The 25,881-nt window shown below is 53.3% G+C and carries 21 protein-coding genes, 1 tRNA gene and 1 pseudogene; 9 read left to right on the top strand and 14 right to left on the bottom strand.

Annotation, left to right across the window (positions count from 1 at the left end; translation table 11 throughout):
- Positions 1–113: 113 nt before the first annotated feature.
- On the top strand, positions 114–1,067 hold the full coding sequence (locus SIB68_RS07185) for an NAD(P)/FAD-dependent oxidoreductase (RefSeq protein ID WP_063399163.1): 954 nt from the start codon (positions 114–116) through the stop codon (positions 1,065–1,067).
- 232 nt (positions 1,068–1,299) lie between these two features.
- On the opposite strand, the gene thyX is transcribed toward SIB68_RS07185, so the two are convergent.
- Positions 1,300–1,932, bottom strand: coding sequence for an FAD-dependent thymidylate synthase (gene thyX, locus SIB68_RS07180; protein ID WP_063399162.1), 633 nt, complete (start codon positions 1,930–1,932; stop codon positions 1,300–1,302).
- A 913-nt stretch (positions 1,933–2,845) separates the two neighbouring features.
- Positions 2,846–3,358, bottom strand: a complete 513-nt coding sequence (locus tag SIB68_RS07175; protein WP_063399161.1) for a hypothetical protein — start codon at positions 3,356–3,358, stop codon at positions 2,846–2,848.
- A gap of 71 nt (positions 3,359–3,429) precedes the next feature.
- On the opposite strand from SIB68_RS07175, the gene SIB68_RS07170 reads away from it, so the two are divergent.
- Genes SIB68_RS07170 through SIB68_RS07160 form a run of 3 tightly spaced genes read left to right on the top strand, consistent with a single transcriptional unit; the run spans position 3,430 to position 7,887 of the window.
- The gene (locus SIB68_RS07170; protein WP_063399160.1) at positions 3,430–4,389 is read left to right on the top strand and encodes a DnaJ C-terminal domain-containing protein; all 960 of its coding nucleotides are present in this window, start codon (positions 3,430–3,432) and stop codon (positions 4,387–4,389) included.
- A gap of 38 nt (positions 4,390–4,427) precedes the next feature.
- Positions 4,428–5,429: a porphobilinogen synthase gene (gene hemB / locus SIB68_RS07165; RefSeq protein ID WP_063399202.1), complete on the top strand. Its 1,002-nt coding sequence runs from the start codon at positions 4,428–4,430 to the stop codon at positions 5,427–5,429.
- Positions 5,430–5,469: 40 nt separating this feature from the next.
- A complete protein-coding gene (locus SIB68_RS07160; RefSeq protein WP_413682035.1) occupies positions 5,470–7,887 on the top strand; it encodes an endonuclease MutS2 in 2,418 nt (805 codons plus the stop codon).
- Here SIB68_RS07160 and SIB68_RS07155 read toward each other — a convergent pair.
- Positions 7,884–9,131, bottom strand: a complete 1,248-nt coding sequence (locus SIB68_RS07155) for an ABC transporter ATP-binding protein (protein ID WP_063399159.1) — start codon at positions 9,129–9,131, stop codon at positions 7,884–7,886. The genes SIB68_RS07160 and SIB68_RS07155 overlap by 4 nt on opposite strands.
- 60 nt (positions 9,132–9,191) lie before the next feature.
- On the opposite strand from SIB68_RS07155, the gene cgtA reads away from it, so the two are divergent.
- The gene (gene cgtA / locus SIB68_RS07150) at positions 9,192–10,181 is read left to right on the top strand and encodes an Obg family GTPase CgtA (protein ID WP_063399158.1); all 990 of its coding nucleotides are present in this window, start codon (positions 9,192–9,194) and stop codon (positions 10,179–10,181) included.
- A gap of 81 nt (positions 10,182–10,262) precedes the next feature.
- Positions 10,263–10,445 carry a hypothetical protein gene (locus SIB68_RS07145; protein WP_063399157.1) on the top strand — a complete coding sequence of 61 codons (183 nt, stop codon included), beginning with the start codon at positions 10,263–10,265 and terminating at the stop codon, positions 10,443–10,445.
- Between the two features lie 105 nt (positions 10,446–10,550).
- On the opposite strand, the gene SIB68_RS07140 is transcribed toward SIB68_RS07145, so the two are convergent.
- The 4 genes from SIB68_RS07140 to SIB68_RS07125 form a co-directional block, all read right to left on the bottom strand.
- Positions 10,551–10,769 (bottom strand): CP12 domain-containing protein, encoded by a 219-nt coding sequence (locus SIB68_RS07140; RefSeq protein ID WP_011130909.1) that lies wholly within the window; start codon positions 10,767–10,769, stop codon positions 10,551–10,553.
- A 666-nt stretch (positions 10,770–11,435) separates the two neighbouring features.
- Positions 11,436–13,394 carry an ABC-F family ATP-binding cassette domain-containing protein gene (locus SIB68_RS07135; RefSeq protein WP_063399155.1) on the bottom strand — a complete coding sequence of 653 codons (1,959 nt, stop codon included), beginning with the start codon at positions 13,392–13,394 and terminating at the stop codon, positions 11,436–11,438.
- Positions 13,391–14,065, bottom strand: a complete 675-nt coding sequence (locus tag SIB68_RS07130) for a DUF2301 domain-containing membrane protein (RefSeq protein ID WP_063399154.1) — start codon at positions 14,063–14,065, stop codon at positions 13,391–13,393. Before SIB68_RS07130 ends, SIB68_RS07135 begins: the two co-directional genes overlap by 4 nt.
- Complete coding sequence (locus SIB68_RS07125) at positions 14,062–15,054, bottom strand: glutathione S-transferase C-terminal domain-containing protein (protein ID WP_063399200.1); 993 nt, start codon at positions 15,052–15,054, stop codon at positions 14,062–14,064. The genes SIB68_RS07130 and SIB68_RS07125 overlap by 4 nt, the downstream gene beginning before the upstream one ends.
- A gap of 55 nt (positions 15,055–15,109) precedes the next feature.
- Here SIB68_RS07125 and SIB68_RS07120 point away from each other — a divergent pair, with 55 nt between their 5' ends.
- A complete protein-coding gene (locus SIB68_RS07120; RefSeq protein WP_063399201.1) occupies positions 15,110–16,024 on the top strand; it encodes an aspartoacylase in 915 nt (304 codons plus the stop codon).
- Here the strand turns inward: SIB68_RS07120 and SIB68_RS07115 are convergent.
- The 3 genes from SIB68_RS07115 to SIB68_RS07105 form a co-directional block, all read right to left on the bottom strand.
- A complete protein-coding gene (locus SIB68_RS07115) occupies positions 16,021–16,395 on the bottom strand; it encodes a hypothetical protein (RefSeq protein ID WP_063399153.1) in 375 nt (124 codons plus the stop codon). The two genes, SIB68_RS07120 and SIB68_RS07115, sit on opposite strands and share 4 nt — an antisense overlap.
- Positions 16,396–16,467: 72 nt before the next feature.
- On the bottom strand, positions 16,468–16,854 hold the full coding sequence (locus SIB68_RS07110) for a hypothetical protein (RefSeq protein WP_063399152.1): 387 nt from the start codon (positions 16,852–16,854) through the stop codon (positions 16,468–16,470).
- 81 nt (positions 16,855–16,935) lie between these two features.
- Entirely contained in the window at positions 16,936–17,286 is a 351-nt protein-coding gene (locus SIB68_RS07105) for a hypothetical protein (protein ID WP_063399151.1), read from the bottom strand.
- Positions 17,287–17,651: 365 nt separating this feature from the next.
- Between SIB68_RS07105 and psbA the strand changes: the two genes are divergently transcribed.
- Entirely contained in the window at positions 17,652–18,728 is a 1,077-nt protein-coding gene (psbA, locus tag SIB68_RS07100) for a photosystem II q(b) protein (RefSeq protein WP_011129798.1), read from the top strand.
- 187 nt (positions 18,729–18,915) lie between these two features.
- On the opposite strand, the gene SIB68_RS07095 is transcribed toward psbA, so the two are convergent.
- Both SIB68_RS07095 and SIB68_RS07090 read right to left on the bottom strand, forming a co-directional pair.
- Positions 18,916–20,103, bottom strand: coding sequence for a DUF389 domain-containing protein (locus SIB68_RS07095; protein WP_063399521.1), 1,188 nt, complete (start codon positions 20,101–20,103; stop codon positions 18,916–18,918).
- Between the two features lie 1,345 nt (positions 20,104–21,448).
- Positions 21,449–21,520: transfer RNA gene (locus SIB68_RS07090), tRNA-Thr, on the bottom strand.
- A gap of 138 nt (positions 21,521–21,658) precedes the next feature.
- Here SIB68_RS07090 and SIB68_RS07085 point away from each other — a divergent pair.
- Positions 21,659–21,823 carry a photosystem II assembly family protein gene (locus SIB68_RS07085; RefSeq protein WP_369818040.1) on the top strand — a complete coding sequence of 55 codons (165 nt, stop codon included), beginning with the start codon at positions 21,659–21,661 and terminating at the stop codon, positions 21,821–21,823.
- 33 nt (positions 21,824–21,856) lie between these two features.
- Here the strand turns inward: SIB68_RS07085 and SIB68_RS07080 are convergent.
- A pseudogene (locus tag SIB68_RS07080) lies at positions 21,857–22,414 on the bottom strand (low-complexity tail membrane protein); the annotation flags it as partial.
- A gap of 25 nt (positions 22,415–22,439) precedes the next feature.
- A complete protein-coding gene (infB, locus tag SIB68_RS07075; RefSeq protein WP_063399519.1) occupies positions 22,440–25,832 on the bottom strand; it encodes a translation initiation factor IF-2 in 3,393 nt (1,130 codons plus the stop codon).
- Between the last annotated feature and the right edge of the window lie 49 nt (positions 25,833–25,881).

Raw genomic sequence — 25,881 nt, 5'->3', positions numbered from 1 at the left:
AACTCAGTAGGGTTGGGTGGCTTTTTGGGATTGTTGTCAGAACGGCGCATCCTGATCTGAAGCTGATGAGCTGTGGAGAGCAGCTTTGACACCCTGCTGGAGACCTTTGCCTCTTGGAAACAATCGAAGCCGACGTGGTGATCGTGGGTGGTGGCCCAGCTGGTTGCAGCTGCGCGCTTTACACATCGCGTGCCGATTTGAAGACAGTCATCCTTGATAAGAATCCTGATGTAGGCGCCTTGGCGATAACCCATCAGATCGCTAATTATCCAGGTGTTTCCAGTGAGATGAGTGGCGAAGCATTACTGGCTTTGATGCGCGAGCAGGCTGTTTCCTTTGGCAGTGATTATCGCCGTGCCCAGGTTTTTGGTGTGGATGTGAATGGTGAATGGAAGACGGTGTATACCCCGGAAGGGACTTTTAAGGCAAGGGCGCTGGTTGTAGCGACTGGCGCTTTGGGGCGCCCAGCATCCTTTAAGGGAGAGGCAGACTACCTTGGCCGCGGCGTGAGCTATTGCGCTACCTGTGACGGTGCCTTTTATAAAGGACGTGAGGTGGCTGTTGTTGGAGCAAACAAAGAGGCTGTTGAGGAAGGCCAGGTGCTGACCAAGTTCGCCTCGACAGTGCATTGGCTTACCACGAGTGACCCCAAGGCAGATGACGTCCACGCGCAAGCGTTGATGACTCAGCCAAATGTTCAACACTGGAGCCGCACAAGATTGATGTTGATCGAGGGAGATGATGCTGGCGTGACTGGCATCAAGTTGAAAAATCGGGCTCAGGAGACAGAGCAGGACTTGGCCGTTGAAGGTGTGTTTGTTTATATGAGTGGCTCTAAGCCGATCACTGATTTCTTAGGTGATCAGGTGGCTTTTAAAGAGGATGGTGGCGTCGTGGTAGATGACTTCATGGCCACAACAGTGGAGGGGGTATGGGCTATTGGTGATATTCGTAACACCCCGTTTAAGCAGGCGGTGGTAGCCGCATCAGATGGATGTATTGCAGCAATGGCGATCGATCGATTCCTTAATAGCCGCAAGGGAATTCGTGTCGATTGGGTGCATTAGCGGCGACGCACCTTCGACTAGGCCTTGTCTGGCTGATCTTTTCTCCATGGCTGATGAATTGCTCGATCAGGAAATTGACTTTCCAGTTTGAAGAATGAGTTTTTGCGGAGAGTAAGATGAATGGGCAGTAATCCTTAAGGCGATTGATTTAATTGATTTGCATTCTAGCTAAAAATTAAATTTTAACCCTGGCAATTCTGGCTATATAAATCCGAGTTTTAATATTTTCTTTTCAAGGCCACATTGCATTGCATACGCAAGGCATCTCTTTTGTGAGTATTTCTCGGCACTTGATGGCAACGTCTTGGTGTTCTTTTTGGGTGCCATGTGCGGAGCGCAGATCGATATAATGAAGCCAAGATCTAACGCTCCCTGCCATATAGATTTTCGTGGGAGTTGCTAGTGGAAGAACTTCTCTTGCGCATTCTTTTGCTACACCAGCTGCAAGCATCTCTTGGTATAGGTCGCGACTTTGTTCAAACAATAAGCTCGCTTTTGAACTCAGTTTTGATACTGTCTCTTGATCAAGATCGTCGATGCTGCTTTGCCTATTTTTAATATCTTGTCTGCGTAGTGAAGGCGGCTTAGCAAAGGCCATTGTTGAGACATTAGCATAGCGCTGACTAAATTCTTGAAAAGAGAAGCTTCGATGTCTGAGGATTTGCGCTGCTATTGCTCGGGTCGTTCCTATTTCCATAACTATATGGGCCATCTCGAAGGGACTCCAGTGACGATGTTTGATCAGATAGCGGATCAGCCTTTCACTATCAGGATTGTCTTGATTTTGAGGATTAGAGACTCTCGCACAGTAAGCAATGATTTCTTCTGCCTTGGGTGTTACGGAGATTAAGGATACGGTGTTCATGAATCTGATGATTGGAAGATTGAATGGTTTTGGTTTGTGATTGGCTGTTTTTTGGGATGATGTTTATTGTTGAGCCTTATCCTTTGACTGAGAGCGAAATGGCTGTGCATCTAGAAGGATCATTCTTTGCACGACTTCGGTATTCGTGAGAATGCTTGAGGCGGCTTGAAAGGATTGATCCTTGAGTCTTGAGCTGCACTGCCATGCAAAGATTTAGCAAATTTATTGGGTGATGAGACCTGATCGAGGAAGCGTTAACAGCTTGCTGAGTTTACCTTATTCTTTCAGCTTGAATTTTCTTAGCAGTTGCAGAGAACTTTGCTGTAAAATAAATTCCTTGAAACGGAGCCAAAGCCAGTTGATACCTCAATGGAAAAGTGTTCGTCAGTGAAGCCAGTGATGAACTTAATTAGTCTTCTAATTAATGGTTTAAAAGTATTGTTGTATTTGCCTTGAGTTGATGCTTTGCCTTTATTGTCCAAGTTCTGCCAAGACCTCTTCTAGTGCTTCTCTTTCGCCCGTTAAATTTTTTTGAAAACAATAAATGGCTGAATTATTTGCTGTAGTGTGACTTGATAATGTGACTATTAAATAACTTATCTCTTGCTTGGTAGATTTAAGCAAGTGACTAAAAATTATTCATGTGCGCTAGTGTTGCATCTTCTTCGGGAATAGGCGATTGCTTTAGGGATGTTGGCTTGCTCTTTTGTGGAGTTCTTGTTGTTGAATCGCCACGGCTGTCTAAGCTTATGCAGGTGATTGCTTGCAGATAATTCTCTGGAATTAAATCGAAGTTGACTAATGATTTGCGATTGAAGTCCAGCAGTAAACTCAAGTTCCTGTTGGATTTATGCTCGCTTCATTGATGTCTTTACCGATACTTTTCTTTTGGTTGATGCCAACAATCTGTTCGTTATTCAGGCCTTGCAGGCATCTCTGTCCAGATTGCCAGCTCCTCGATTGACAGCACTCCTTCACGTCGCTTCCCGTCTGGGAGGATCCATGTGGGAACAACACTGACTTGGGCTTTTTGGCAGTCAGCTGCTTGATTTGGTAGGAGCTTTGGTTTGCCACATTCCACATAGGTCAGCATCGTGCTCGCCTGCTTGCCGAACAGGTTTTTTTGGAAGAAACAAGCCGGGCAGCTCCAGGAGCCGTAGAACACGGCTCCGATGTTGTTGAGATGACGGACCAAGGTCAGTTGTTCGCTGGTTGATGTTTTGAGAGGCTCCCCTAGGGTGCCCGCGCCATCGCCTGCTCGGGTTTTGGCAGCTTCCAATGAGAGACTCAGCCCCATCGCTGTGAGTAGGGATATCCATAACTTCAGGCCATGGTTGCCTTGGAGGATTTGTGGCCGAACCATGGAAGCTGAAGAGTTGGGTTTGGCAAACTTAAGCACTCTCCAATCGTTCGGGCTTCCCTCCATGGAGCAAGGCGCAGGGTTACCGCGAAACTGGGAAACTGAACAGATGTAGGGCCTCGGGCCAAATCAACGCCATGGCCGGGAGCGGCTACCGGGATTATTTCAAGGTTCTCGGAGTTGAGCGCAACGCCGATAGTGATGACATCAAGCGAGCATTCCGCAAGCTGGCGCGCCAGTACCACCCTGATGTGAATCCAGGTGATTCTACTGCTGAGGCGAAGTTCAAGGAGGTGAGTGAGGCATATGAGGTGCTTTCCGATCCGGATAAACGCAGTAAATATGAGCAGTTTGGCCGCTATTGGAATCAGGCCAGTGGCATGGGTGGTGGAGGTCCTGCCGGGGCTGGTTTTGAAGTTGACTTTGGTCGTTATGGGAATTTTGACGACTTCATTAATGACCTTTTGGGCCGTTTTGGTGGGCCTCAGGCTGCTGCTGGTTTTGGCGCTGGTTTCCCTGGTGGCGCAGGCTTCCCTAGAGGGAGCTCTCGTGCTCCGGTGAATCTTGATGCCGAAGCCACCTTGAAGGTGAGTTTTGCTGAAGCGTTTCGCGGTACTGAACGCACCCTGTCTGTTAATGAAGAACGAGTGCAGGTGCGGATTCCGCAGGGCATTAAACCTGGTTCGCGCTTACGCCTCAAGGGAAAGGGCAATCTTCAACCTGGTACTGGCCGGCGGGGTGATCTTTTCCTCAATATTGATGTACAAACCCATCCCTTATGGCGGTTGGATGGTGATCAGCTGCGGGCCGATTTGCCCGTTGCGCTCGATGAGTTGGCGCTGGGGGGTATGGCGACTGTGATGACTCCTGATGGGGAAGCTCAGGTGACCATTCCTGCAGGAACCTCGCCAGGCCGCAGTCTGCGGCTTAAAGGCAAAGGTTGGCCTTCGCCTGGTGGGCGCGGTGATTTGCTCTTGACCCTCAACCTGAAGTTACCGTCTGAATGGTCTGCCGATGAGCTGGAGTTGTTGAAACGGTTGCAGCAGTCCCGCAGTACTGACCCCCGTCAGGCGTGGTTACAGATGGCTCCACTTTGAGGCGAGACTTACGCTCACGAGATTGTTATGCGGTTTTGATGGATCTCACTTATCGCCCTCGTCGGCTGCGTCGTACTCCTGCCCTGCGTTCCATGGTGCGGGAGCACAGCCTCACAGCTGCTGACTTTATCTATCCCTTGTTTGTCCATGAGGGAGCTGATGTGGAGCCGATCGGTGCCATGCCAGGAACCAATCGCTGGAGCCTGGATCGCTTAATGGGAGAAGTTCAACGGGCCTGGGGTCTGGGCATTCGTTGTGTGGTGCTTTTCCCGAAAGTCGCTGAGGGCCTCAAAACTGAAGATGGGGCGGAATGTTTCAGTGAGCATGGGTTGATTCCGCGGGCCATCACGCAGCTCAAGCGTGAGCTGCCGGAAATGACAGTGATGACCGATGTGGCTTTGGATCCCTATTCCTGTGATGGTCATGACGGCATCGTCAGCGCCGAGGGTGTGGTGCTTAACGACGAGACGATTGAACAACTCTGTCGTCAGGCTGTGGTTCAGGCTCGTGCTGGTGCTGATCTGATTGGACCTAGCGACATGATGGATGGTCGCGTCGGTGCCATCCGTGAAGCTCTTGACGACGAGGGTTTTGAGCATGTGGGGATCATTAGCTATACAGCGAAATACTCTTCGGCGTACTACGGCCCGTTTCGCGAGGCGCTTGATTCAGCCCCGCGCGTGGCTGGTGGCAAGCCAATCCCTAAAGACAAGAGCACGTATCAAATGGATCCAGCCAATGCTCGTGAGGCCATTACTGAGGCTCAACTCGATGAGCAGGAGGGTGCAGACATTCTCATGGTGAAGCCTGGCCTGGCCTATCTCGACATCATTCATCGTTTAAGCGAAGAATCGGAGTTACCCATCGCTGCTTACAACGTGAGTGGCGAGTATTCGATGGTGAAGGCTGCTGCTGAAAGGGGTTGGCTCGATGAGCGGGCGGTGGTTCTAGAAACCTTGTTGAGTTTCAAGCGAGCTGGTGCCGATTTGATCCTCACCTACCACGCTTGTGATGCAGCCGCTTGGTTAAGGCAGGGATGATTGGCTTCTTTCAAGTTCAGTGGGGCGCAACAGCGTTGAAATGAGCGCTTTAGTCATGAGCTTTGAGGTCTCGACTGCTTCGCTTGCCTTTCAGGACACACTCAAGCAGCTTGAATGGCCACGCTTATGTGAACACCTCGCTGGATTTGCCAGCACCTTGCAGGGCCGGCGTCATTGCCAAACTTTGTCGCTGCCTGCCGATTTGTCTGCTAGCCGTTTGCGCTTGGCAGAAACTCTTGAGATCGGTGCTTTGGATGGTCTGATTGATGGAGGCCTCAGCTTTCAGGGTGTCCATGACCTTGGCAATATCCTGGCTCGCTGTTCAAAAGGTGGTGTGGCTTCTGGCGAAGAGCTTTTGGCTGTTGCCGACACCCTTGCAGCAGCGCGTCGCTTGCGCCGCCAGATTAATGATCCAGAGCTTCGTCCCACGATCTCGGCGCTGTTGCTGGATGTCGCAACGATGCCCGAGCTGGAGCGACGACTCAAATTTGCATTGGAAGAGGGTGGTCGGGTGGCTGATCGCGTCAGCGCCAAGCTCGCTGGCTTGCGACGACAGTGGCAAGGTTTGCGTCAAGAACGTCGCGATTGCCTAGGGGAGGTGATCAGGCGTCATGCGGCCATGCTGCAGGACACTGTGATCGCAGATCGCCATGGCCGGCCAGTGCTAGCGGTGAAGGCCGCTGCAGTGTCTCAACTCCCCGGCCTGGTCCACGACAGCTCAGCATCTGGCAGCACAGTCTTTGTTGAGCCTCAGGTCGTGATCACCCTGAGTAATCGTCTTGCTGAATTGGATGGTCTTATCCGAGAGCAGCAGCAGCTTGTGTTGGCGGAGTTGAGTGCGGCGGTGGCTGAGTCCGGCGTATCGATTGGGCGCCTGGGAGAGGTTCTGCTGCAACTCGACTTGGCTCTGGCTCGTGGCCGTTATGGTCAATGGCTTGGTGGGGTCCCCCCTACGTTGCATGCCGAGGCTGCAGCTCCTTTCAGCCTTCAGGAGCTGCGACATCCCTTGCTTGTTTGGCAGCATCGCCGTGAGCATGGGGAAGCTGTGGTGCCGATCAGCGTTGAGGTCTCCTCCACCCTGAAAGTGGTCGCGATTACAGGACCCAACACCGGTGGAAAGACTGTCACGCTTAAGAGTGTTGGCCTGGCCTTGCTGATGGCTCGGGCGGGTCTCTTGTTGCCTTGCAAAGGGAGTCCATCAATGCCCTGGTGTGCTCAGGTGCTTGCTGATATCGGTGATGAACAGTCAATACAACAGAATCTCTCCACCTTTAGTGGTCATGTGAAGCGCATTGGCCGCATTCTTGAAGCCTTAAGCGAGGGGCCTGGTCCAGCTTTGGTGCTTCTTGATGAGGTCGGGGCGGGTACTGACCCGAGTGAAGGGACGGCCCTGGCCACAGCCCTGCTGCGCACGCTTGCCGACCGGGCTCGCCTGACCATTGCGACAACTCATTTCGGCAAACTCAAGGCCCTCAAATATGGCGATTCTCGCTTTGAAAACGCTTCTGTGGCCTTTGATGGCGAGACGATGTTGCCCACCTATCGACTGCAATGGGGCATCCCTGGTCGCAGTAATGCCCTCAGCATCGCGATGCGGCTTGGCCTAGATGACGCAGTGATTGCTGAGGCCCAAGAGCTGCTGGGACCTTGTGGTGATGGAGAGGTGAATGAGGTAATCCGTGGTCTTGAAGAGCAACGCAGCCTTCAACAGGCAGCTGCTGAAGATGCCGCGGCTCTGCTGGCACGTACGGAATTACTTCATGAGGAACTTCTCAGTCGCTGGCAGAAGCAGCGCAAGCAGTCTGCAGATTTGCAGGAACAAGGCCGCCAGAAGCTGGAGAGCTCCATTCGAGAGGGGCAGAAGGAAGTCCGTCAGTTGATTCGCCGGTTGCGCGAGGGACGTGCCGATGGTGAGTCCGCACGACGTGCGGGTCAGCGCTTGCGTCGCATTCAGGCTGACCATCGGATTCAGCCTCAACGCAAACAGCACATTGGCTGGCGTCCTGAGGTGGGAGAGCGCATTCGGTTGTTGGCCCTTGGCAAGGCGGCAGAAGTGATTGCTATCTCTGAAGATGGCAAACAACTGTCAGTGCGTTGTGGAGTGATGCGCAGCACTGTGGAGCTGTCAGGGGTGGAAAGCCTTGATGGCCTGAAGCCAAGTCCTCCAGAGTTGGTGGTGAAGGTGAAGGTCCGTTCAGGTCTGGGCCGTGGCGCGGAGGTACGCACGACCCGCAACACCGTGGATGTTCGCGGACTGCGGGTGCATGAAGCCGAGGTTGCCGTTGAGGAGCACTTGCGCAGTAGCACTGGTCCGATATGGGTCATTCATGGCATCGGCAGCGGCAAACTCAAGCGAGGGCTCCGCCAGTGGCTTGAGACCGTTCCTTATGTGGAACGTGTAAACGATGCTGATCAGGGTGATGGTGGAGCCGGTTGCAGTGTGATTTGGCTGCATTAGCCCAGGATGGGCAAGTGGAGTTTGCGGTCGTTTGGGTCTTGTTCAGTGTTGTCTTGAGCTGTCATTGCGATGGCTTCCCCGTCGGCACCAAACAGACGCCAGCTTTGAGGGTCTGGCTCTAGATGCAGCTTGCTTCCAGCGCTGAGGGAGAGCTCGGGCGAGGCCCTCACTTGAACGAGATGGTTCCCGTCAAGAAGTTTGCAGGTGATCAGTTGTTCATTTCCTAAGACTTCCAGATGACTCACGATTGCCGCGAGATTGCGATTGGTGGAAGGAGCTACGCGCAAATGCTCCGGTCGCAGACCAGCGCTGAGCGGTTGCCCCTCTTCCAGATGCAGCAGCGCTTCGGCCATTGGTCCTTCAACAGCTAGGCGATGATCACCTAGTAGGAGCGTATTGGCTGGGCCAATAAATACTGGCAGTACGTTCATGGGCGGACTGCCGATGAACTGCGCAACAAAAAGGTTTGAGGGCCATTGATAGAGCTCCATTGGCGTGCCCAATTGCTGTAGCTGTCCTTGATTCAGTACCGCAATCCGATGCCCCATCGTCATCGCCTCGACTTGGTCGTGGGTGACGTAGATGGTGGTGGTGCCAAGTTGATGCTGGAGGTCAACGATCTGAGTGCGCGTGCTATTTCGCAGTTTTGCGTCCAAGTTGCTAAGTGGTTCGTCCATCAGGAATACGGCCGGCTTTCTCGCCATTGCCCGGCCAAGCGCAACCCGTTGTTTTTGACCGCCAGAGAGCTCTTTGGGTTGGCGATTGAGCAGTGGTTGAAGTTGCAGGGCTTCAGCAACTTCCTTTGTGCGGCTCTCGATTCGCTGCTCTCGTATAGATGAAACCTGCAGAAGTGGAGGAAAGTTGCGGGTAGTGCAATGGAGTTGGTCTTGCAGGAGTTGGCCTAGAGATCGCTGCTGGCTGCGCCGTAGGCCGAAGGCCAGGTTGTCGCGCACACTTAAGTGGGGATAAAGCGCGTAGCTCTGGAACACCATCGCCACGTCCCTTTGGGCAGGTCGTAGTTGCGAGACAGGTTGTTTGCCTACGTAGATCTCGCCGCTTGTAGGGGCTTCGAGGCCCGCGAGCAGCCTTAGAAGTGTGCTTTTACCGCAGCCGGAGGGGCCCACCAGTACAAGGAATTCACCATCGTTGATTTGTAGATTGAGTTGACGAATGACCTCAACAGCGGGTTCATTCCGCCTGCTTGGGTAGCTCTTGTTGAGAGCCTTGAAGCGAACGCCGGCCACTCACAGTTCCCCGATCAGGCTGATCCTAGGGTTGGGGCTTCGCCAAGCTGGGCGCCTGCAGTGCAGTTCATAGATCAGGCACGTATCACCGTTAGAGCAGGCCGTGGTGGCGATGGGATCATGGCGTTTAGGCGAGAGAAGTACGTGCCTGCTGGCGGTCCCTCTGGCGGTGATGGAGGTGATGGCGGCAACGTTGTTCTGGAGGCGGATTCCAACCTTCAGACCCTCCTTGATTTTAAGTACAAGAGACTTTTCCCAGCGCCTGATGGTCGGCGGGGTGGTCCGAATCGCTGTACCGGTGCCTCAGGTAAAGACTTGATCATCAAGGTGCCATGTGGCACTGAAGTGCGTCATCTCTCCACGGGCATCCTTCTTGGTGACCTCACTCGATCTGAAGATCTACTTGTGGTGGCTTTTGGAGGGCGTGGAGGGCTGGGTAATGCTCATTACCTGAGTAATCGCAACCGTGCTCCTGAAAAATTCACGGAAGGGCGTGATGGGGAGGAATGGTTCCTGCAATTGGAACTCAAGCTATTAGCAGAGGTGGGGATCATTGGTTTGCCGAATGCAGGCAAGAGCACTTTGATTTCTGTGCTTTCGGCAGCCCGCCCCAAGATTGCTGAGTATCCCTTCACTACATTGGTGCCCAATCTCGGTGTGGTGCGTCGACCCAGCGGAGATGGCACAGTTTTCGCTGATATCCCTGGTCTGATTGCCGGTGCAGCACAAGGAGCAGGCCTAGGGCATGATTTCCTGCGCCACATCGAACGCACCAGGCTGTTGATTCATGTGTTGGATGGTGGAGCAGAAGATCCAGTTGAAGACTTGCTGGTGGTTGAAAAGGAGCTGGTTGCTTATGGCCATGACTTGGTTGAAAGGCCACGGCTGTTGGTGCTCAATAAACAGGAGTTATTGGCTGAACAGCATCAAGATCAGCTGGTTGATGCCCTGCAGGCAGCGAGTGGTCGACGCTTGATTTTGATTTCTGCGGCCATGGGTCTAGGCCTTGAGGGGCTGTTGGCGCAGGTATGGAAGGAACTTGGCGTCTGAGGTGTTCAGGTCTGCCAGACCACATCCAGACTTGTCTGTTCGCGTGTCATTGGCCATAACTGGAGTGAAACCATTGATGACATGACTTTTTACAGCTGCTTTGACAAGCAAGGCAAGGAGATTGCCCGCTGCCAGACCCAGCAGGAGATTGAGGCTCTGCGGCGGATGGGACGTCCCATTACTGAAGTTCGAGAAATGAGGAATGAGGAAGCGGTTGTTTGCTCTCTCACCAGTAGTCCGTCTGATTTTAATGAGGATGTTTGAACTGGATCAATATCAATAGTTGACCTTCGCTCAGCTCAGTAGCAAAAAAAGCGGGCTTGCGCCCGCTTGAGATCATTCTGAGTCAAGTTTTCTTCGCTGATCAACTTAGTCGTCGTAGACGCGACACTCGGGCTCATCTGGATTGGCATCGCAGAACAATTCCAGGGCATTGGGGTCGTGTTTATCTTCTGGGTGGTGATCCTTGTATTCCTCAAGGGAATGGATTTCGTCGGTGAGATGGCGCACCTTGGCGTCGTTGCCTTGGGCTTTGGCGTCTTGGATCTCTGATTGATCCTTCTGAATGTGCTCGTCGATGGTTTTCATAGGGTCTTGGCCTGCGCCGGCCTCTATCCACTGCCACAACATAAGCACTTTGGTCGGTTGCGCCATGGGGGGAGGCTTGAATTGGTTTCCGTTACAACACCATTGCCAAGGCTTTTCAGCATTAGCTCCCAGTTGATTAGCCAGATTGAGGCTGATTGCATGGTGCGGATCACAGATCGGCAGGATCGTCATTCCATCGATCAGTAGGAAAGGATGTTCTGGATGAACGGGCCAGAACAGGCTTTGTTATCTCTCTGCAAAGAGGAAATGGCGCAGTGGCCTCAGCTTTGCGGATGTCTTGGAGTGGAAGTCATGCGCTCTTTCTGGCTTGGTCAGTCAACGCTTTAGGTCCATCGTTGAAGCTTGCGATATTTTTCGAGTACAACCCATGTGGTTTGCTTTCAAGATCTAGATCTGAGGCTGAAGGGGAGCAGATGGTCCAGCATCGTTCTGTAGATGATTTCCGCCCAACTGCCATGAATTTGGCTGAGGTTGAGGGATTAAGGGTAAAACTTGTTTCCTGGATCAGTGCCTTAGAGATGTCTCCCTCTGATCAATAGAGGGCAACAAGTTGTCAGTATTGTGATATTCCGACTAACTCAGTCTTGTTCGCACAAATATTAGATGATGAAGAATTGCTCTGTAAATATCGACGTCGGTGCAGTCTTATATGGCTAGTTCGCTGAGTTCGAGCCAGCGCTCCTCTGCTCTGTGCAATGTTTCGACCAGCTCGGCCAATTGTTGACTAAGCAGAGTTAAGTCTTCGTCGCCACCGGACAAAGCCGCTTCAAGGTTAGAACGCTTGGCTTCAAGCAGTGGGATATCAATGTTTAGAGCTTCTAGTTCACGTGATTCCTTGAAGCTTCGACGCCTTGGCTTGCTGGTTTCTGTGACTCGGGATGAAGAGTTTTCTGTCTCTTGAGACGATCTTGTGGATATCCTAGATGGGCCTGAATCCTGTAAAAGTCGGCTAGAATTGGGCTCATTTGCTTCGTTTAGCTCTCGCTCTTGTCGTCGTTGTTGTTCAAGGAAGGCGCTGTAATTACCTTCAAAACGTTTCAATTGTCCGTTCTCAAAGTTAAAAAGACGATCAACTGTGCGATCGAGGAAATAGCGGTCATGAGAGACCACGACAACGCAGCCGCGGAAATCCTCAAGGAAATCTTCCAGCACGCTTAGTGTCTGGACATCTAGGTCGTTGGTGGGTTCATCAAGCAGCAGCACATTCGGTGCTTGGATCAGCATCCGGCAGAGTGTGAGTCGGCGTCGTTCTCCCCCAGAGAGCTTCCCCAGTGGGCTGTGCTGCTGAGCCGGTGGAAACAGGAAGCGTTCCAGTAGTTGAGAGGCAGTAACTTGTTCTTCTCCCAGAATGATTTGAGAGGCAGCTTCTTCGACAAAATTGATCACTTTGCGATCTAGGCCCTTGCCTTTGGTGATGTCCTCGGTGTGTTGGTCGAGATATCCCAGGTGCACTGTTTCACCTAATCGCAGTGTTCCACCGTTGGGTTGGCGTCTGCCGGCGATTAAATCAAGCAATGTGGATTTGCCACTGCCATTGGGGCCGATGATGCCAACGCGGTCTTCTGGACTAAAGCTGTAGGTGAAGTTGTCTAGAAGCAGAGGACTGTCGGGCTTGCCATTGGCCGTGACCTGCAGGGCTTCCGCCTCAATCACTAGCTTGCCGATGCGCCTGCTGACGTTCGCCATCTTCAAGGAACCCCGCAGTTGTGGCAATGGTTCGGCGCGCATCTCCTCAATTCGTTGCAGGCGTGCCTTTTGCTTGGTACTGCGTGCTTTGGGACCCTGTCGCAACCAGGCCAGTTCTCGTCTTAAAACCCCTTTGAACTTGGCAGCAGTGGAGGCTTCTGAAGCTTCAAGTTCGGCCTTTTGTTGTAGAAAAGTGCTGTAGTTGCCGGCATAGTTATGGGCTTTGCCTCGATCTACTTCCACCATGCGGCGTGTCACCCGATCGAGCACGTAACGATCGTGGGTGACAAGCACCAAAGCGCCTTGGAAGCGATCGAGCCAACTTTGTAGCCACTCCACTGCTGCTGCATCAAGATGGTTGGTGGGCTCATCGAGCAGCAAAACGTCGGGTCTGGCGACCAAGGCGGAGGCAAGGCCGACGCGCTTGCGATACCCACCAGAGAGTTCTTCAACCGGCCGCTCTAGATCGGTGATACCAAGCCGTTGAAGGACCTCTTGACATTGCTGTTCCAAGCTCCAGGCCTGGGCGTCATCCATCCGCTGGCTGACTTGTCCTAACTCAGCCAAAAGCGTTGCATCGTTGGGGTTGCGGGCCATGGAATTGCTGAGCTCGTTGAAACGCAGCAGCAGCTCTCTCTTTTCACCGCACCCGGCCAAGACTTCTTGCAGCACCGTATGGCCAGGGTTTACAGAGCTCTCCTGTCCCACGAGCTCTACCCGTAATCGCCCTGAGCACCTCCTTTCACCCTCCCCTAGGGGTTCCTCTCCGGCGAGCACCTTCAGCAGGGTCGATTTCCCGGCTCCATTCGGTCCGATCAGCCCTAGACGTTCTCTTTCGTTGATGTGCAGGGTGAGGTCGGCAAACAAGGTGTTGATGCCGAAGTCTTTTGAGGCCTCTATCAGGCTGATCAGGCTCACAGAGCTTCGTTAGCTTGCGGATTGCTCAGGTAAGCAAACACACTCTTGTCACCGACGTCAGCAGCGGCGTCCATGCCGAACTTTCGCAGGGCTAACACCAGCAGCAGTAGAGCGGCAGAGCCCAGTAAGCCCATCACGATTGAGCCACTGATTAACCCGCTGAGATGACCCAATAGGGCTATTGGGATGAGCAGGGTGAGACCAATTGCCTCTGGTCGGCCGAAGCAGAAGAATTCTTTGAATCCAACCCCAGTGAGTGCTGCAAACAAAGGGCCGATCGCCCAGGTCCAAGCAGGCTCTGCGGTCACCGTTGAGAGCATCGTGTCAGTACCGACACTCCATGCCATCACGACGGCACCTAGGCAGCCCAAAGCCCATAACAACTTCAGTGCCTGGTGTAGTGGGCGGAGGTAGATGTGAATCCAATTAAGAGCTAAGCCCAGACCGATTGACATCGGTAGTAGCCATAGCCATGCCCATGTTGGCCCAATCATCAGCCACTGTCCCAGTCCTGCTGTGAAGGCCACACCGCAGAGCAGTAAAGCAAGGCGGTAGCGTTGCACTTCCAATTCGTCAGTGCTGGTGATCCTGTAGCGGCCATAAACACCCTCAAACTCCTTCTCTGCCATAGCGGCGATGCCTGAATTCAAGGATTGTGTGTTGTTGGTCATCGCTGATCAGGGGCTGATGCATTTACCAGTTTGGCCAGATCAGGACCGGCCGGAACAATATTGCTCGGATGTAGGGGAAAGAGTGCGCCGAAATAGTCCTGACGCCAGGCCTGCGAATCACAGGTTTTGGCTACACCTGGGAGGGCCAGAAGCCTTTGGCGCCAATGCCAGAGATGAGGGAAGGCCCAAAGGGGCTGTTGACTGCAGCCAAACAGTGGTGCATAGACCATCTCCCAGCGGATCAAGGTCGGGAACAGCCTCACGTCAGCCAGGGTGAGTTGGTCTCCACAAAGCCATGGACCCTTATTGGAGAGGCTGCGGTCCACTTGCGCAAGGGTGTCGAATAGCTCGTTACAGGCCTTGTCGTAAGCCGCTTGGTTGCGTGCAAAACCACATCGATAGACACCATCGTTGACAGCGGGCTGAAGAAGCTTGTGCCAGCCATTGATCTCACCTTGAAGATGGGAGGGGGCTAGGTCGGGAGCATCTTTAGCCGCCGGCCAAAGGTTCAAAACTTCCACGAGTTGGGCACTTTCGTTACCGAGTAGCTGCGGTGATTGGGATGTCATGGTGCCTGGATCGACCAGGGCCGGAACAGTGGCGCGATGGCTGGGTGGGGAGCCACAGCGTTGGTAAAGGGCAAGTAGAGAATTGCAGCCCAACCAGGCTGGATCTAATTGCCAACGGCCGGCCTTGTGGTCGGCGCGTGCCAGGTGCAGGGTGAGGCTGCTCTGAAGGTTGCGCAGTTGAAGCACCAGCCAGGTGCGATGTGCCCAAGGACAGCTGCGCCCAATGATCAGGCGTGGGTATTGGTCTGCTGATCTGTTGCTCAGCTCTTGCTCTGCGGGCAATCTTGCTTTCTGATGCTGGCTGGGGGGGCGCCGATAGTTCCCCTTGGCATCTGCTGGAGCAAGACCGTTCATTAATTGAATCCATTGCCAGTGCCAGCCGATGCGGGCTCCGGCAACGATTGCGGGGGGGATCGACATGGTTGTTCCCTTTGCAGCCATTTTCGGTCAGGCTGAGGATTGCGATCGAATCTTGATGTCTGGCCTTCAGGTGCTTCTGGTGGCGGGTACTCATGGCAATGAAATCAACGGTCCCTGGCTTCTTGATCAATGGTCACAGACCTCTGAGCTGATCAACACCCATGGTGTTGGTGTGGTTCCGGTGATCGGTAATCCAGAGGCTCTTGCGTTGGGCCGGCGTTATTTGGATTGCGATCTCAACCGCAGCTTTCGGCTCGACTTGCTCAGATCTCCCAGCATCTTGGATCGAGAGGTTGTTCGTGCCAAGCAGCTGCTTAGTTTTTTTGGTCCAGAGGGATCAACCCCTTGCCAGATCGTTATTGATTTGCACAGCACCACTTCAGCAATGGGAAGCACTCTTGTGGTTTATGGCCGACGGCCGGTTGACCTGGCTTTAGCAGCATTGATTCAGGCTCGCTTGGGTTTGCCTATCTATCTGCATGATGGGGATGATGACCAGCAGGGGTTTTTGGTGGAGCGCTGGCCCTGTGGCTTAGTGATTGAAATCGGTCCTGTTCCCCAGGGCCTGTTAAAGGCCCGCATTATTGAACAGACACGACTTGCTGTTCAGGCCTGTCTCGAGGCTCTGAGCACCGTTGCCTCTGGATCGCCGACCTACCCAGATCAGTTTGTGGTGCACTCTCATCTGGGGAGTCTGGACCTGCCCCGTGATGCCTTGGGCCAGCCTGCTGCATGTGTGCATCCATATCTTCAGGGCCGTGATTGGCAGCCTCTGCAGATGGGCACCCCATTGTTTCTTTGGCCAGATGGAGAGGTGTTCAGATTTGAAGGTCGAGATTCTCCTATCCCCGTTTTTATCAACGAGGCGGCCTACGTTGAAAAGCACATCGCCATGAGCCTGACCTGTCGAGAGGTCTGTCCCCTGCCTGAGCAATGGCAAGGGGCCCTGCAGCAGTTAGTGGACTGTTAACGAGGGGGACCGTTGTAGATGATCTGATTGACAGACCTTCCGTCGGGGGCAATTTGAATGACGGTTTCTTTGGTCGGTTCATTGCCATATTCCGACCAGCCTGGGGCCCCACCTAAGAAGCTATAGGTGTAGCCATTGATGGTGTTTCTGATCAGGCAATCGTTACCACCATTGCTGGTGTCAAACATGCAAGGCGCCGGTTGGTAAACCGAAAGACCGCCGTTTTCTTTGACCGCGGTGCCACGGGCCAGGTTTAGGGCGCGGATCTTGGAGGAAGGAAGCTGGTCTTGGGCGTGGGTCGGTGTCGCTAGATCGGCCAAGCAGGCAGTTCCACTAAGGGCTATGAGGAGTGAGATTGTGCGAAGAGACATCGCTTTGCTCGAAGGCTCAACCCATCTAATAGCAAGAACGCGTCGCTTGGTCTGCTCAAAAACCGAAGGTTTCTATGGTTGGCGAGGGTGACGCAATGGGCCGTTGTAGGGCACGGAGAGGATGCGATCACCATCACGAGAGATGATCACCTCGGTTTCAAGGGTTGGCTCTGCTGGGCTGAGCTGTTGCCAGCCTGGAGCCCCCCCTCGGAATTGAAATCGGAACCCTTCATTGGTTGTTGAGACAAGACATTCTTCGGCTCCGGTGACATACATGCACTGATCGGCTCGATAGGCACCCAGGCCGCCATTGAGCAATTCGGCGCGCATTCGCGCCAGGTTTGCTGCTCTTGGTTGGGCTAGCGGCAGGCTGTTCTGTGCATGGGATAGGCCAGATGACCCGATGACTATCACGGCAGCTGCAAGAGGGGCAGCAGCCCTTAAGCGGGAGGAAAACATCTCATCATCTGCATGTTGTTTCCTAAACCCATCAAAGGTTTATCAGTGTTGGTTTAGAGGTGTGATCGGTTGTGCCTGAAATCAGCCACATGCCCATTGAATCCGCGTCGATTGTTCTTTCGTGCAAAGGAGGTCGCTGTCACTGCCGTCGGCCCAGTAAACCCTTAGACGGCCATCAGTTGATTCCATTGATTCCATGCGAAAAGTGAGTGACTTGACCGGCCCGGCGGGGGTCTTGCTGTTGGTGTCGGTAGCGGAGGGGGTCGTTTGCCCTAGTCGATGCTCGAGCTGATCGAGCCTGAGTTCAAGACGATTGATCGCTTCAGCTTGGCTTGTCGTCCATGAGGGCTGATTTTTTCGACATCCTGTGATGGCCATTAGTCCAGCCACCATCATGAGGGTCGAAAAAAGAGCAGGCGCAATTCTCGGCATGCAATTAGGAGTGGTGAACTACTACAAGTGGGTTCAGTTTGCCTGTGCCAGGCTTTGGCTCCAGTTGTTGAGCTCAGCTTGAGCCTCAAGCCTGTTGCGTCGAGGATGCACGATGGAGAGTTGGTGCAATCCCTTTAAGGCGAAGCCTTGCATGTTTGCCAGCGGATCAGAGTCAAGAGCTGCTGCAGGGATCCATGGCCAAAAAGCTTAAGTTTTCCTGGGGTTTTCTTGTGGATGCCAAGGACTACATCTTTTCCAGCGCAATTCATTTACAGATTGCGCAATGTTCCTTTACAATTAGCTTTGGCAGGTTTTGCCTGCGTTTTTAGCTGTCCCTTCGGGGGCTCTTTTTCTTACTTAACTCAATGACCACCACCATTCGCAGTGGTCGCCTCAGTGGCTGGGAATCCTTCTGCAATTGGGTCACCTCCACCAATAACCGCATTTATGTGGGTTGGTTCGGTGTCCTGATGGTTCCCACGCTGTTGGCAGCTGCCATCTGCTTCACCATTGCCTTTATTGCGGCACCGCCGGTTGATATCGACGGTATCCGTGAACCTGTTGCTGGCTCTTTCCTCTACGGCAATAACATCATTTCTGGTGCTGTTGTTCCTTCCAGCAACGCCATCGGCCTGCACTTTTATCCCATTTGGGAAGCTGCTTCTGTTGATGAGTGGCTTTACAACGGCGGTCCTTACCAGCTTGTTGTGTTCCACTTCCTGATCGGCATTTGTTGCTGGTTGGGTCGCCAATGGGAACTCTCCTACCGCTTGGGCATGCGCCCTTGGATCTGTGTGGCCTACAGCGCACCGCTGTCGGCAGCCTTTGCTGTTTTCCTGATCTATCCCGTTGGTCAGGGTTCCTTCTCGGATGGCATGCCTTTAGGCATCTCTGGAACCTTCAACTTCATGTTGGTGTTCCAGGCAGAGCACAACATCCTCATGCATCCCTTCCACATGATTGGTGTGGCGGGCATGTTTGGCGGCAGTTTGTTCTCCGCCATGCACGGTTCACTGGTGACCTCATCGTTGATTCGTGAAACCACCGAAACCGAGTCTCAGAACTACGGCTATAAGTTCGGCCAAGAGGAAGAGACCTACAACATCGTGGCTGCCCACGGTTATTTCGGTCGTCTGATCTTCCAGTACGCCAGCTTCAATAACAGCCGCAGTCTGCACTTCTTCCTGGCCGCCTGGCCGGTGATCTGCATCTGGATCACCTCACTGGGTATTAGCACCATGGCCTTCAACTTGAACGGCTTTAACTTCAACCAGTCGGTTCTCGATGCCCAAGGCAGAGTTGTACCAACCTGGGCTGATGTGCTCAACCGCAGCAACCTCGGTATGGAAGTGATGCACGAGCGTAATGCTCATAACTTCCCTCTCGACCTGGCAGCTGCTGAGTCCACACCTGTGGCTCTGATTGCTCCTGCGATTGGCTGATCTGATCATCCCCAATACAAGGTTTGGCAGCAGCTGAACCTCACAACCCCCTCTCAAGAGGGGGTTTTTTTATGATTGTTCTGGTGTATTAGCTCAGATCATTGAACTCAGGGAGCTGCTGGACGAATCAAAACAACAATGTTCCAATCAGGTTCAAAGTCAAAGTCAAAGTCAAAGTCTTAGGTCTTCAGGGAGTCTTGGCCTCAGCTGGTTGAGTTGTCGCTTCATGAGTTCTTTGTTGCATATTTTTTTGCTCCTGATCTAGTCCTAGTTCTTGTGTTGGAAATTGTTCTTCTGTGTCTTTAATGGTATTTGTGGTGAGTTCTGGAGAGGGATCTTTGATCAGTTTCCCTTCTTTCCCTGTGATCAGATTGGGTTCCTCTGGAGGACCTTCTACAACAACAACGCGTTGAACAATGAGTTGGTAATCCAACTCTTGGCGTTTGTTGATTTCTTTCTGTACAGCTGAAACCTGCTTGAGGCTGGGCTGTGCAGGGTTGGTGACTAATACCACAAGAAGAATCTCTGGTGGGTTCTTTTCCCAGGTGATCTCAAGGCTTGCCACTTTTGCCTTCGCCTCCTTGCCACCGAAGGTCAGGGTCTCTCGCTTCAGAAAGGTCTCAATCGTGCGTTGAATTTGGTCGCGCGTCTGCTCCCTATCCTTTTCGCCAACAAGGCTCACAAACTGTTTGGTTAGGGGGATCAGCAGTAGTGCTGTTAAGCCAAACGTCACTAAAAATTTGGCGGCGCTGAGGTTGCTTTCTCGTAGTCGCTGAAGAAAGGAGGGCTCTTTCCAGGCCATCATCACAAGCCCACCGCTAAGAATGCCGAGCAGGTTGGTAGCGAATAGCAATCCTGCCCCAAAGGCATCGGCCCACTTTTGATAAGAAATTAATAGACCCATCACACAGACCGGTGGAACGAGAGCCACGGCAATGGCTGTGCCTGCGAGGGAACTCACGGCGTCTCTGCGCAACTTTGCGTATATGGCCATTGCACCTGCGACTAAGGCGATGCCTAGATCGAGCAGGTTTGGACTCGTGCGGTCCCAGACTTCCGAACCCAATTTGGGGAGGTTCGCGACTTCTCCCAGCAAGGCGGAGAGCAAGATGGTAATGAACACTCCTACGAAGAGGCTTAGGAGGGCATCCATCAACAGTCTTATGTCGCCAATTAACACGGCGAAGGCACTTGCTCGTAGGGGCTCGATCCATGGGGCGACAACCATCGCTCCAATCACCACAGCAGCACTGTTGGCCTGTAGGCCCAAGGTGGCAATCATGCTGGCGCCGATCGTCAGGACGACAAACACTTCATCGATCTGGGCGTCCTTTTTGTAACTGTCGTGCATTCGCTTCAAGCGAGTGGATTCCATGCCTCTAATGACCTCGCCTAGGTGAACTTCTAGTTTGTTGGACTATTGTCCCAGATGTTGATAGCTGTAATTGGAGGAGATCTTCTAACATTTATGCAGAATGCTGAATTGTATTAACTTCTATGGCAAGGATTAATGATTGCCTTTGAATTGACAGCTATAGCAAATCAAGATTACAAAATTTGCTCAGCACTCGTCTTTGAGGATGTTCACCCTGTCGAAATTATTGAGTAGTATGATGTTCAATAAAGAATGGTGCATTTTTTAGTGATCCTTGGAAATTTCTTGTGCCTATGGCAAGCCTAGGTATGCGAGAATGCGATGATTTAAATGGCTGCTTTTGAATAGTATTAAAGATGAGTACAGGCGATTAGTCTTGTTAGGCTAATTTCGAAAGATTTATGCCTTAATTCAAGAGATTGCTATTGGGGCAGTTGAACTCTCTTTGCTGTTTCTCGCTGGGCTTGGTTAGGCATGCAAAGGCCACTACTGGAGGACAGGTCTGCTTAATGGGCAGCAAAACCAATTGATTTCCAGAGGACTGTGAGGCCAATGCCTGCTTTCGCCGGCAGGGCTGATCTCCTGATATGTGATCAATCTCACAATCGGGTTTGACTCAGAACAATGCTTAGACGGCAGATATGGAAGAGATTGTTTGCAGCGATTAGAGTCACACCATGCAAAAGATGAAGCAATCTACTGAGCTTGGCAAAGGAATGATTGCCATTTTTGTAGCGACAATCATTGGTGCTTCAACAGCGATCTTGTTGGATTCAGTGATTACACAAACTGGAACTGCTTTAATGGTTTTGAGACAGGATCATGTCAGCAAAGTTTTGCTCGAGAGCTAGGCTGAATAGCTCTGATAATCAGTTTAGAAACCTGGCTTTAATTTAATTTCCTTTCTTTGATCAGCAATGATCTTTTGGAAGGTCTGTTGATTCTTCATCGGGACCTTTGATGATCTGCTTTGATTTATGGTGCATTCTAGATCGATAGCCTGGGCAGAGCAGAAGTCGTATGCGGCTGTTTTTGGTTTCTTTTGGCAAAAGTGTTTGCTGAACCTCTTTGGATGATTCTTTAGGAATAGTGCTATACTTGCTTAAAGCTTTTCTAAGCTAGATGAAAGATTTGAAGGTATTCTGTCTAGTGGATAAGCGATGATTTGGCTAATTGTGGCTCAGATACGTTAAAATCTGGCTGCTGCTTGAGGAGCAATCAGGCCTAAATATGCCTTTTTTAGTATTTTGCTCATGGTTGGCTTTTGGCTATAGGGATCGTATATACCTTTGGCTTTTAAAATGCATGTTGCTCCAAGGTCTCTGAGAAAGATTGCAAAGAGTGATGCCGGTGACGGGAATTGAACCTGCGACCTACTGATTACGAATCAGTTGCTCTACCCCTGAGCTACACCGGCAGTGAGCGGAACTTAACATTCAAGCATTGCGCTTTTGAACTGTTGGGCGATTCTTCTGGTCCTGGCTCAAAGCTGGATCCTGAGCTAAGAGAACGACTGATCCAAGAGTCACTCAGCCCTTGGCGGGGTTTCCGGCGGGTGTTCTGGTTCGCTTTCTTCGCTTCCGCCTGTATCGGTCTGTTGACGATGGGCTTGCGTGCCTCTTCCGGGAGCATTGTTCCCCTCTCTGATGTCTCCATTCAGATCGGAGCGCTTCTCCTTACTGGTGGGTTGCTTTGGATTGATCGCCGTCGCGGAACTTGAAGGAGTGGTTTGGAGTGCCGGCATGGTGAGCAGACTCAACCCCAGGCAAAGTCGTTCATGCTGAAGTTGTTCTTCGCTTAAAGAGGGGGCCTGGGCAAGTTCCTGGTCGGAGCGGGTTAGAAGCCAGAGGCTCTGGGTGAGCTGTTGCCACTGCCAAAGAACGAGAGCAAGTAGGGGTATGGCCGTAAGCAGTGTGACCAGTCGAGAGCTGCCTTGTAATGGCGAGAGGTCCATTACCAAAATGGAAGATTGATCGATCCACCAGAACATCGCGAGTAGGGCTGTTGATCCAGCCAAGAGGCTCAAGCGAGGGATAAAGCTCTGCTGAAGACCACTGAGCTGACGCTGGGCCTCTGAGCGTTGACTCAGTGGGCGCCGCAGTAGCAGTAGTGATCCCCAGTCGGCAGGGCGTTTCCAGAGGACGAGGGTTGGCGTTAACACCGCTACAGCCCAGGTGAGTAGACGTTCGAAGACTGGAACAGGCCCCAGATCTGCCCCGGCTAAAACCAGTCTCAGTAAAAGCATTTCTATCGGGATCGCCCCAATAGCGATGAGCTGAAGCCAGAGCAGTGGTTCGCGTTGGGCAATCACAACAAGTTGTAGGTGGGGCGAAACCTCATGAGCTACTCAGCGTGCGTCGCTTGGTCACTAGTTTGTGAGCTTCAATGATGTCGCGTTCTTCCCAGTTGGCAAAGCGATCACAGCCGATGCCGCACTCGAAGCCTGTGGCCACTTCCTTGACGTCGTCTTTATTGCGGCGTAGTGAGTCGAGATCGCCTTCGAATACCACCTGTTTGGCACGCCGTACCCGCACTCTGCAGTTGCGCTGCAGCTTGCCTGCGGTGATGTAACAGCCCGCCACGGCGCTCTTGCCGATGGTAAAGACGGCACGCACTTCTGCTTCTCCAAGCGATTCTTCCACCAGTTCTGGCTCTAGTAGACCTTCCATAGCCATCTGGATGTCTTCCAAAAGCTTGTAGATCACGTCGTAATCACGAACGTCTACACCCGTGGCATCCGCGGCCCGCTTGGCTCCAGAGGCCATGGATGTGTTAAAGCCCACAATCACAGCCCCGGATGCAGCAGCAAGATCCACATCAGTTTCGGTGATTTCACCCGGCGCGGAGAGCAACACGCGAACCTGTACCTCATCCTTCGGCAATTGTTCCAAGGATCCCAAGATGGCTTCCACACTGCCTTGAACGTCGGCTTTGAGAATCAGGTTGAGTTCCTTGAGTTCGCCATCGCTTGCTTGGCCAGACATGGCTGCGAGGGAAACCCTCCTTGAGGCCATCTGTTGGGCCAGCCTGGTGGCACGGGCATCGGAGGCGCGTTCTCCCACAACGGCTCTTGCTGACTTCTCATCTGGGTAGACCTCAAATTCATCTCCGGCTGTTGGCACTTCGCTGAAGCCGAGGGCCTCTACGGCACCAGACGGACCAGCTTGTTTGAGTCGGGCTCCGCTGTCGTCGACCATGGCTCGCACCTTGCCAAGCACTGGGCCGGCGGCGAGTACATCTCCGGTTTTGAGGGTGCCGTTCTGGATTAGCAATGTGGCAACAGGCCCTTTGGCCTTGTCGAGGTGAGCCTCGATAACGGTGCCTTTGGCCAGACGGTCAGGGTTGGCCTGCAAATCCTCAACTTCGGTGACCAGCAGAATCATCTCGAGAAGTTTGTCGATGTTCTCGCCCTTGATGGCACTTACGGGAACCATCACCACATCACCTCCCCACTCTTCGGAGAGCAGGTTCTGATCAGAAAGTTCCTGCTTGACCCGTTCTGGAGAGGCTCCCTCCTTGTCCGTTTTGTTGATCGCCACAATGATCGGAACCTTGGCAGCGCGTGCGTGGCTGATGGCCTCCAGGGTCTGAGGGCGTACACCATCGTCAGCAGCAACCACTAGTACTGCTATGTCCGTGACCTTGGTGCCGCGGGCGCGCATGGCAGTGAAAGCCTGGTGGCCTGGGGTGTCAAGGAATGTGATCTTGCGGGGCTGACCGCCATGATCGATCTCCACCTGATAGGCGCCGATGTGCTGGGTGATGCCTCCGGCTTCAACCGCGGCAACCCTGGCTTTGCGGATTGCATCCAGCAGACTGGTTTTGCCGTGATCGACATGACCCATCACGGTCACCACAGGTGGACGGCGGATCAGGTGGGCTAGATCAGTCTCCTCAATCATCTCGGTTGTCTTTTTGGCTGCCTCCTCGATGTCGTCCTGGAGGACAGGCACCCCGAACTCCTCGGCCACTGCTTCGATCGTGGGAAGATCTAGTGACTGGGTGACTGTGGCGGTAATCCCTTTGAAGAAAAGGGATTTGATGATCTCAGAGCTTTCAATGCTGAGCATGTCTGCCAGCTCCTGCACTGTGAGGTTGGCCTCCGGAACAATCAGCATTTCTGGCCTGACTTGCTTCGCTTCGCGGGCTGCACGCAGCTCCATTGCCCGTCGGCGTTGCCTTTGTCGGGTGGTTTCTTTTTTGCGCTTGCGTAATGCCGCCACGGGTTTGGAGGCGGGCTTTTTCTGCGATTTTGGTTTGGCGGGCCGGGCCAGGCTTGCCGTCAGAACGACGGCCTGTTGTTCTCCTGCGTAGCCGCTGGTTTCTGCGGTTAGGGCATCATCATTTTCCCCAATGATGTGCACCTTCTGGCGCTGCTTCTGGGGAGACTTGTTGCGTAGGGCTTCCAGCTTGGCGCTGTCGTCCCACTCCGGTCTACCGGGCCTCCTTGGGGCTCCGGCAGGGGCTTGAGCGGGGCGGTGACCAGGCCTTTTGGGTGCTGTAGGTGCGGTCGGAGTGCGTTCCACTGGTGGAGTGGCCCCCTCGGATCCTCCGCGGGTTCCGACGCTGGTTCCGTCTGGTCGTCGTGGCGGTGGTGTGCCAGGTCGACCGGTGGGTTTTTGAAGCTGCATCAGCTCTCCAGGGGCCACCGGTTTGCGCATGCCGGCAGGCATGCCTGGGCGGGTGGGTGCTCCTGGGCGGGTGGGGGCTCCTGGGCGGTTGTTGCTATCCCGTCCTGCGGAGCCAGCGTCGGATCGATCACGCCGAATGGGCTTGCCCACTAATTCGAGGGTGTTGCCGGCAGAACGAGGCTGTCCTGGTCTGGTTTTGCCTTGCCGTATGGGGGCGCCGGGGCGCTGCGACGTGTTAGTGCGCTGATTTGGTCCGCCGATCGGTCGTGGACTAATTCCGGGTCGTTTTTTGTCAGGGCGTTGTCCCTCTGGATCTGGTCGGCTCGGAGGGGCTACGACAGGACGCTTTGGTTTAGGGCGTCCCACTAGTTCTGGCTTTGGAGCTTTGCGATCAGATGGGATTGATGGCTTGGCCGGGGGTGCGCTGCGTCCTGGCGCTGTTGGCGATTGTGGCCTAGAGACGATTTTGGGACGAGGGCCTCCTCCACTAACGGTGGTTGCTTTACTCGCAGTAGACGTCTGACCGGCACGTGGGTCTTTGCCCCCGGTGCTTGGAGGCACGGGGGAGGAGGGTTTGTTTGCTGATCTTGGTGTAGGAGCGGTAGGTCGGCTGGGGGTTGCTGGACGACTGATAGGAGCGTTGACCGGTCGAGCTACTGTTTTAGGTGGCGAGCTTGTCGGGGTTGGAGAGGGGTTTGCTGGGCGAGACGGTGGAGCAGGATGAGCTACCGATTCCGTTGAGGGTCGTGCAGGGCTTGTTGGTATGGGGTTTGCAGGCGCGGATGGCTTGACGTGGCTGATCTCTGAGCTGCTTGTAGCTTTTCGAATAGGTGGCGCAACGTCCTTAATGGCACTGGGCGCTGCTTTTTTCACCGACAGAATTGTCTTTCCAGGTTCCGATTTGCTTGGTGGAGCTGAATTAGCAGCGGAGCCTTGGCGCAACAGGCCACGGATGCGCTTTGCTTCATCGTCACTGATGGAACTGCTATGGCTCTTGGCCGCAATTGAGAGTTTCTCAGCGGCATGGAGCACGTCCTTGTTCTCAAGGCCTAGGTCCTTGGACAGCTCATAAATTCTGATTTTGCCGCTGCTGGTCATTAAAAGCTCCTGTCGGTCCGGGCACGAAGTGCCTCGGGGCTCCAAGCAA

It is taken from the genome of Prochlorococcus sp. MIT 1323, assembly GCF_047304905.1.
GTDB lineage: Bacteria > Cyanobacteriota > Cyanobacteriia > PCC-6307 > Cyanobiaceae > Prochlorococcus > Prochlorococcus marinus_D.
The sequence above is the reverse complement of the archived record's forward strand: the minus strand, read 5'-3'. Positions and strand labels throughout refer to the sequence as shown.